This window comes from Pseudomonas sp. NPDC087817 (assembly GCF_044742875.1).
Taxonomy (GTDB): domain Bacteria; phylum Pseudomonadota; class Gammaproteobacteria; order Pseudomonadales; family Pseudomonadaceae; genus Aquipseudomonas.
Window position 1 is genome coordinate 1 of the sequence record NZ_JBIUVJ010000113.1, and the last position, 8,022, is coordinate 8,022.

General features: G+C 60.0%; 7 protein-coding genes. 3 read left to right on the top strand and 4 right to left on the bottom strand.

From position 1 onward, the window contains the following. Positions 1-157: 157 nt before the first annotated feature. The 4 genes from crcB to ACIONG_RS29250 all read right to left on the bottom strand — a co-directional run bounded on the left by crcB (position 158) and on the right by ACIONG_RS29250 (position 5,147). On the bottom strand, positions 158-532 hold the full coding sequence (gene crcB / locus ACIONG_RS29235) for a fluoride efflux transporter CrcB (protein ID WP_103306776.1): 375 nt from the start codon (positions 530-532) through the stop codon (positions 158-160). Next, the gene (locus ACIONG_RS29240) at positions 532-1,854 is read right to left on the bottom strand and encodes a replication-associated recombination protein A (protein ID WP_401304400.1); all 1,323 of its coding nucleotides are present in this window, start codon (positions 1,852-1,854) and stop codon (positions 532-534) included. Before ACIONG_RS29240 ends, crcB begins: the two co-directional genes overlap by 1 nt. A 163-nt stretch (positions 1,855-2,017) precedes the next feature. Continuing rightward, positions 2,018-2,638, bottom strand: a complete 621-nt coding sequence (gene lolA / locus ACIONG_RS29245) for an outer membrane lipoprotein chaperone LolA (protein WP_008087013.1) — start codon at positions 2,636-2,638, stop codon at positions 2,018-2,020. Between the two features lie 67 nt (positions 2,639-2,705). Beyond that, positions 2,706-5,147 carry a DNA translocase FtsK gene (locus ACIONG_RS29250; protein ID WP_401304403.1) on the bottom strand — a complete coding sequence of 814 codons (2,442 nt, stop codon included), beginning with the start codon at positions 5,145-5,147 and terminating at the stop codon, positions 2,706-2,708. A 263-nt stretch (positions 5,148-5,410) separates the two neighbouring features. On the opposite strand from ACIONG_RS29250, the gene trxB reads away from it, so the two are divergent. The 3 genes from trxB to ACIONG_RS29265 all read left to right on the top strand — a co-directional run bounded on the left by trxB (position 5,411) and on the right by ACIONG_RS29265 (position 7,878). Beyond that, positions 5,411-6,370: a thioredoxin-disulfide reductase gene (gene trxB / locus ACIONG_RS29255; protein ID WP_401304405.1), complete on the top strand. Its 960-nt coding sequence runs from the start codon at positions 5,411-5,413 to the stop codon at positions 6,368-6,370. 62 nt (positions 6,371-6,432) lie between these two features. Continuing rightward, the gene (gene aat / locus ACIONG_RS29260; protein WP_401304407.1) at positions 6,433-7,113 is read left to right on the top strand and encodes a leucyl/phenylalanyl-tRNA--protein transferase; all 681 of its coding nucleotides are present in this window, start codon (positions 6,433-6,435) and stop codon (positions 7,111-7,113) included. A 57-nt stretch (positions 7,114-7,170) separates the two neighbouring features. Next, positions 7,171-7,878, top strand: coding sequence for an arginyltransferase (locus ACIONG_RS29265; RefSeq protein WP_103306781.1), 708 nt, complete (start codon positions 7,171-7,173; stop codon positions 7,876-7,878). Positions 7,879-8,022 lie beyond the last annotated feature (144 nt).

Consider the following 8,022-nt stretch of genomic DNA (forward strand, 5'->3'; position numbering starts at 1 on the left):
CACACCCCCCCCCCCCCCCCCCCCCCCCCCCCCCCCCCGGCCCGCGCGCCCCCCCCGGCCCCCCCCCCCCCCACCCCCCCCGCCCCCCCCGCCGGACCGCTACGTCCTGAAGGTTGCTACGTAACAGTTTGGAATCGAGCATGTCGGTTTCTCGTTATCAAAGTTTGGTCAAGGACAGGCCAGCCCACGTCGCGAGCAGCCCGCCGAATACGCTGAGTGCCGCATAGCCGAGGGCCAGCAACACTTGCCCGCTTTCCAGCAGGCGCACCGTATCCAGTGAAAAGGATGAAAAAGTCGTCAGCCCCCCGAGGAAGCCGACCATCAACCCGGCACGCACCTCGATCGGCACTTCCGGGCGTATCAAAAACAGGCCGTACAACACGCCAATCAGCAGGCAGCCCACGATATTAACGGCCAGCGTCGCGGTATAGAAGTGCCGCGGCCAATTGGCGTTGACCCAATTGCCAGTGGCGAAGCGCAATAATGTGCCGGCAATCCCGCCGACGGAGACCGCAATGATCAATGGAAGCACTATTTTCTCCGCTGTCTTGGGCTTAAACGGTCGAGTTGCGCGAGGTGGTTGAGCTTCTCGCCGATCTTCAACTCAAGGCCTCGGGGCACCGGTTGGTAGAACGGAATCGGCTCGAGTTCTTCCGGAAAATAATCTTCGCCGGCGGCATACGCATCCGGTTCGTCGTGGGCGTAGCGGTATTCGTCGCCGTAGCCCAATTGTTTCATTAGCTTGGTCGGCGCGTTGCGCAGGTGCAACGGCACTTCCAGCGAGCCGTTTTCAGCGGCGGCGCGCAAGGCCGTTTTGAAGCCCATGTACACCGCGTTGCTTTTCGGTGCGCAGGCCAGATAGGTAATGGCCTGCGCCACCGCCAACTCGCCTTCCGGACTGCCGAGACGTTCCTGCACTTCCCATGCGGCCAGGCACAGGCTGAGGGCGCGCGGATCGGCATTGCCGATGTCTTCGCTGGCCATGCGCACCACGCGTCGGGCCAGATAAAGCGGATCGCAGCCGCCGTCGATCATCCGCGCAAACCAGTACAGCGCACCGTCGGGGTTGGAGCCGCGCACCGACTTGTGCAGTGCGGAGATCTGGTCGTAGAACGCTTCGCCACCCTTGTCGAAGCGCCGACGGGTGTCGCCGAGCAGGCTTTGCAGCAGTTCGGTGCCGATCTCGCCGTTGTCTTCGGCCAGGTCCGACGCGTTCTCCAGCAGATTGAGCAGACGCCGGCCGTCGCCATCGGCGGCCGACAGCAGCATTTGGAAGCCTTCGTCGTTGAGCGTCAGGTTGCGCTTGCCCAAGCCGCGCTCTTCGGTGAGGGCGCGGTGCACGAGTTTGCGCAGCGCCGCCTCGTCGAGGCTCTTCAGCACATAGACGCGAGCCCGCGACAACAGCGCGTTGTTCAGTTCAAACGAAGGGTTTTCGGTGGTGGCGCCGATGAAGATCAGCGTGCCGTCTTCAACGTAGGGCAGGAACGCATCCTGCTGAGACTTGTTGAAGCGGTGTACTTCATCGACAAACAGAATCGTGCGCTTGCCGTACTGGCCGGCCTGCTGCTTGGCGATTTCAACGGCCTGACGGATCTCCTTGACCCCGGCGAGCACCGCCGAGACCGTTTCAAAGTGTGCATCCGAGACTTCCGCGAGCAACCGCGCCAGTGTGGTCTTGCCCACACCCGGCGGGCCCCAGAAGATCATCGAATGCAGGGCACCCTGCTCCAGCGCTTCACGCAGAGGCTTGCCGCGAGCGAGCAGGTGCTCCTGACCGACGTACTCATCCAGATTGGTCGCACGCAAACGCGCGGCCAGTGGCTGAGCAATCGGTGCACTGCGAAACAAATCCATCACGTACCGTTGAAACCTCGAATTTCGAATTTTGTGGAAAACCCTGTGGCGAGGGGATTCATCCCCGATGGGCTGCGAAGCGGCCCCAAAAAAGGTGACTGCTGCGCAGTCAATCGGGGATAAATCCCCTCACCACAAAGGCTCGACCCCACAAATCATATGTTTATTCCTGAATCACGTCCGCACCCTTCGGGATGTCGAACTTGAACTTGGATGCCGGCACCGGCTCGTTGGCCTTGACCCCGGTAAACAGGATGTTGGTGCGCTGGCCGACGCTGTCGATCAGTTGCATGTCGTTGAGCAGACCGTTACGGAACGACAGGCGCAGGTTGTCGAACAGGGTGTCCTTGGTTTTCGGCTTGAGGGTGAAGTCGATTACACCGCCCGCCTCTTTCGCGCTGATGTCGAAGCTCTGGCTGATCTTCGATACGTCACCGGACAACAGCAGTGCCGGGGTCTGGGTCAGGCGCTCGTCGAGCTTCTTGATGGTGGCTTGCTCAAGATCCGGGTCCCACAGGGTGACTTTCTTGCCGTCGGAAACCATGGTCTGCTCGGCCGGCGCATTGGTGTGCCAGTAGAACAGCCCCGGACGCTGCAGGGTCATGTCGCCAGTGGTTTCCTGCAACTGAGTGCCGCTGCCGTCGAGGGTCAGCTGCGAGAAGTTCGCGCTCAGGGTCTTGGATGTTTCCAGCAATTGGGTCAAACGAGCCACGTCCTTGTCATCGGCGTGGGCCGTGAGTGTGGTCAAAGCCAGTACTGGCAGCAGCATGCGGATAAGACGCATGGGAGTCCTCTTGAATACTCGTTGGGAGAGCGGCGGGACATCATTGTCCCGCCTCTTGCTTTTGCAATCAGTCGCGCACCGGGCCCGGGGCCAGGACTTCACGGGAACCGTTGGTGTTCATCGAGGTGACGACGCCAGCCATTTCCATGGCTTCGATCATCCGGGCGGCGCGGTTGTAGCCGATTTTCAGCTTGCGCTGTACGGCGGAAATCGAGGCACGGCGGCTTTCCAGCACGAACTGTACGGCTTCGTCATACAGTGCGTCGGCTTCCGGATCATCACCATCACCACCGCCGCTGCTGCCTTCAAAGCCGCTGCCCGCCTCTTCGACACCGTTGAGGATGTCATCGTTGTATTCCGGCGCGCCGCGCAGTTTCCACGCTTCGACCACACGGTGGACTTCATCGTCGGAAACGAAGGCGCCGTGAACGCGGATCGGCAGGCTGGTGCCCGGTGGCATGTAGAGCATGTCACCGTGGCCGAGCAATTGCTCGGCGCCGCCCTGGTCGATGATGGTCCGCGAGTCGATCTTGCTCGACACCTGGAACGCCATACGCGTCGGAATGTTGGCCTTGATCAGACCGGTGATCACGTCCACCGAAGGTCGTTGGGTCGCGAGGATCAAGTGAATGCCCGCCGCACGCGCCTTCTGCGCGATACGGGCGATCAGTTCTTCAACCTTCTTGCCGACGATCATCATCATGTCGGCGAATTCGTCGACCACCACGACGATGGTCGGCAGCTTCTGCAGCAGCGGTGCTTCGTCGTGAATGCTTTCGCGCTTGTACAGCGGATCGCTCAACGGCTCGCCGGCGTCCTGGGCTTCCTTGACCTTGGCGTTGAAGCCGGACAGGTTACGCACGCCCATCTTCGCCATCAGTTTGTAGCGACGTTCCATCTCGGCAACGCTCCAGCGCAAGGCGTTGGCGGCGTCCTTCATGTCGGTCACAACCGGGCAGAGCAAGTGCGGAATGCCTTCGTAGATCGACAGTTCAAGCATTTTCGGGTCGATCATGATCAGCTTGGCGTCTTCCGGGCCAGACTTAAACAGGATCGATAGAATCATCGCGTTCACACCGACCGACTTACCGGAACCGGTCGTACCGGCCACCAGCAAGTGCGGCATCTTCGCCAGGTCGGTGATGACCGGTTTGCCGCCAATATCGTGGCCCAGCGCCAGGGTGACCGGCGATTTGAAGTTGTCGTACTCGGGCGTCGACAGCACTTCGGAGAAGCGCACGATCTGCCGGTCTTCGTTGGGGATCTCGATACCGACGGTGGTCTTGCCCGGAATCACCTCGACCACTCGCACGCTGGTCACGGCCAGAGAACGTGCAAGGTCTTTGGCGAGGTTGGCGATGCGACTGACCTTGACGCCGGCCGCAGGCTGGATTTCGTAACGGGTAATGACCGGGCCCGGGTGAATCGAATCCACCGTGACCTCGACGCCGAACTCCTTGAGCTTGATCTCCAGCAAGTGGCCGACCGCAGCCAGGGATTCCGGCGAGTAATTGAGTTGTTTCTTTTCCGCAGGATCAAGAATCGAGATCGGCGGCAAGGTGCCTTCCACGGCGCTGTCGACGAACAATGGTGCCTGTTTCTCTTTCTGCACGCGCTTGCTCGGCTCTGGAGCCTTGGCCGGTGCCGGAGCGATGACCGGCGGGACCTGCTTCTCGCGGTCGGACATGTGCTTGCTCAGCGCTTGCTCGCGCTCAATCAGGCGCTCTTTGACTTTGGCCTGCTCACGCTTGTCAGTCACCGTCGGGGCGACCACATCGTGCACGCGGTCATCGACTTCACGCAGTTGCGCCACCAGTTGCTTGCGTTCGGTACGCGCCGACCACCAACGGTTGAGCGCGCCCTGGAACAGCTCGAACAGGTCGAGGGTGATTTTGCCGGTGAGGTCCATCACCTTGAACCACGACAGATCGGTAAACACGGTCAGGCCGAACAGGAACAGGGCGATGAACAGCAGCGTGCTGCCCTGAATGTTCAGGGCGTTCTTCGCCAGATCGCCAAGGCTTTCGCCCAGTGCGCCACCGGCACCGGCCGGCAGACCGGTCGCGGCATGAAAATGAATGTGCGCCAGCGCGGCACCGGAGAGCACCAGAAACACCAGACCGATCAGGCGCCAGGAGAACAGCCAGCCGCTCCACTGCCACGGCTCGTGGCGCTGACGGAAGATCTGATACGCCTTGATCGCCAGCAGCAACGGGAAAATGTAGGCGAAGTAGCCGAGCACCATGAACAGGATGTCGGCGCTGTAGGAGCCCGCCGGGCCGCCGAAATTCTGCACGTCGTCGATCTTGCTGTTGTGGCTCCAGCCCGGATCGTCCTTGCCGTAGGTCAGCAACGCCATCATCAGGAACAGGCACAGAGCGCCGATGGCGATCAATGCACCTTCCTTGAGCCGGTAGTGCAACTGTTGGCGCCAGAGCGGAACGACTGTTTTTGGTGCTTCGGTGGATTTCTTCAAAACGCTACTTTTCCTGCGCCGAGGCGCGTCCATCTATTGAATGACGATAAAAAACTGCCCAGTCCAGGCAGGTAAAAAAGTTAACGGGTGCAACTGAGACTACTTTTAACACTGCGCTCAGGGTTTTATAAACACGGCACGCGGCGAATATTCTGTAACAGCCCGGCATTGTACGGGTTTGTGCGCTTGATGCCATGCTTCAAACCCCAGTGTTGAGCATAGCCAAGCCGACAAGACCTGCGGTTCAATTTGAGCATGCATTACCTTTTGTGACAAAGGCTTATGAGGTGTATTTGATGAACGCAGCGAAGCATTCACGCCTGATCATTCTCGGCTCCGGCCCGGCCGGTTACAGCGCCGCCGTATACGCCGCCCGCGCCAACCTCAAACCCGTGGTGATTACCGGGTTGCAGGCCGGCGGCCAGCTCACCACCACGGTCGAAGTCGACAACTGGCCCGGCGACGTCGAAGGCCTCACGGGCCCGGTGCTGATGGAACGCATGCAGAAACACGCTGAACGCTTTGCCACAGAGATCGTTTACGACCACATCCACACCGCCAAGTTGCAACAGCGCCCGTTCGAACTCATTGGCGACAGCGGCACTTACACCTGCGATGCCCTGATCATTGCCACCGGTGCTTCGGCGCAATACCTCGGCCTGCCGTCGGAGGAAGCCTTCGCCGGCAAAGGCGTTTCCGCCTGTGCGACCTGTGACGGCTTCTTTTACCGCAATCAGGTGGTCGCGGTGGTCGGCGGCGGCAACACTGCCGTCGAGGAAGCACTGTACTTGTCCAACATCGCCAAAGAAGTCCACCTGATCCATCGCCGCGACAAATTACGCTCGGAGAAAATCCTTCAGGACAAACTCTTCGAGAAAGCCGCCACCGGCAATGTGCGCCTGCACTGGAACCAGAATCTCGATGAAGTGCTTGGCGATGCCAGCGGCGTCACTGGCGCGCGTTTGCGTGACAGCCACACCGGCGAAACCCGTGAACTGGCGCTGGCCGGCGTGTTCATCGCCATCGGTCACAAACCCAACACCGACCTGTTCGAGGGCCAGTTACCGATGCGCGACGGCTATCTGCTGATCAAGGGCGGCAGCGACGGCGACGCCACGTCCACCGCGATCCCCGGCGTGTTTGCCGCCGGCGACGTCGCCGACCATGTTTATCGCCAGGCAGTGACCTCAGCCGGCGCCGGATGCATGGCGGCGCTGGATGCAGAGAAGTATCTGGACGACATTCCGGTCATTTAACGGCACACTTTATCGCGGGCAAACAGCCCGCACCGCCCTCCCCTTCTGCAAGCCTGGATGCCATGCTGACTTGGTTACAACGCAATTCCCTGACTTTTCCTCCACTGGAAAAGGCCATGCGCGACCCCAACGGATTGCTCGCCGCAGGTGGCGATCTGTCCGCCGATCGTCTGATTCAGGCTTATCGCCATGGCTGCTTTCCGTGGTTTTCCGAAGGCCAGCCGATTCTCTGGTGGTCGCCGGATCCCCGCACGGTTTTGTTTCCCGACGAACTGCACGTCTCACGCAGCCTGAGCAAACTGCTGCGCAAGGAGCGCTACCAAGTCACCTTCGATCAGGACTTTGAAGCGGTGATCCGTGCCTGCGCTGCGCCCAGGGATTACGCCGACGGCACCTGGATCACCGAAGCCATGCAGAACGCCTACGTTGAACTGCATCGTCGCGGCTTCGCCCATTCTGTCGAAGTCCGGGATCAGGGCGAATTGGTCGGCGGTCTGTACGGGCTGGCGATGGGGCAGCTGTTTTTTGGTGAGTCGATGTTCAGCCGCGCCGACAATGCCTCCAAATATGGCTTTGCCGCACTGGTGCGGCATCTGAAGGACTCGGGGTTTGTGCTGATCGACTGTCAGATGCCAACCGACCATCTGCACAGCCTCGGCGCTCGGGCGATTCCCCGCCTCGAATTCGCCAACTATCTGGCCCGACATCTGGATCAACCCAATCACGCCACCTGGGTTTGCTGAGCGACTTTTGCGCGCGTGGCTTACACTTAATTCACCAGCTTATCCCGAGGGTTGATCATGACCGAGTTGGCGCGCTTGAAGTTCTATGCCACTCAGCCTCACTCTTGCAGTTATCTGCCTGAGGAGCAGGCCACGACCCTGTTTCTCGACCCAAGTCAGCCCATGGATGTGCATGTCTACGCAGACCTGTCGGAAATGGGCTTTCGTCGCAGCGGCGATCACTTGTATCGCCCCCATTGCCAGAATTGCAATGCGTGCGTGCCTGCGCGCATTCCCGTGGCGCCGTTCACCCCCAACCGTCAGCAGAAACGGATTTTCAAGCGCAACGCCGATTTGCAGGTGCGCCCGGCCAAACCCCAGTTCAGTGAAGAATACTTCGATCTGTATCAGCGCTACATCGAACAGCGTCACGCCGACGGTGACATGTACCCACCGAGCCGTGATCAATTCTCGACTTTTCTGGTGCGCGATCTGCCCTTCTCGCGTTTTTACGAGTTTCGTCTCGACGGACGGTTGCTGGCTGTCGCGGTGACTGATTTGCTGCCTAACGGCCTGTCAGCGGTGTACACGTTTTACGAACCGGCCGAAGAACGCCGCAGCCTTGGCCGTTTCGCCATCCTGTGGCAAATCGCCGAGAGCCAGCGCCTGGGGCTTGAGGCGGTGTACTTGGGTTACTGGATCAAAAACTGCAAAAAGATGAACTACAAGACCCAATATCGCCCTATCGAACTGCTGATTAATCAGCGTTGGGTCATCCTGAACTGAACACAAGCCGTAAACCCCTTGGCGTAAACACCATTTTTCGGGCACAATGCACGCCGCTTTTGCCTGGCGCAGTTGCACCGGGCCATTCATTGGATACCGAGGGCTTTACTGCATGTCGAAAGAAGACAGCTTCGAAATGGAAGG

What these genes read in the sequence shown, in the direction of transcription:
- ACIONG_RS29240 (WP_401304400.1), bottom strand. Translation starts at nt 1,854, where the DNA reads ATGGATTTGTTTCGCAGTGCACCGATTGCTCAGCCACTGGCCGCGCGT.
- ACIONG_RS29250 (WP_401304403.1), bottom strand. Translation starts at nt 5,147, where the DNA reads ATGGACGCGCCTCGGCGCAGGAAAAGTAGCGTTTTGAAGAAATCCACC.
- aat (WP_401304407.1), top strand. Translation starts at nt 6,433, where the DNA reads ATGCTGACTTGGTTACAACGCAATTCCCTGACTTTTCCTCCACTGGAA.
- lolA (WP_008087013.1), bottom strand. Translation starts at nt 2,638, where the DNA reads ATGCGTCTTATCCGCATGCTGCTGCCAGTACTGGCTTTGACCACACTC.
- trxB (WP_401304405.1), top strand. Translation starts at nt 5,411, where the DNA reads ATGAACGCAGCGAAGCATTCACGCCTGATCATTCTCGGCTCCGGCCCG.
- ACIONG_RS29265 (WP_103306781.1), top strand. Translation starts at nt 7,171, where the DNA reads ATGACCGAGTTGGCGCGCTTGAAGTTCTATGCCACTCAGCCTCACTCT.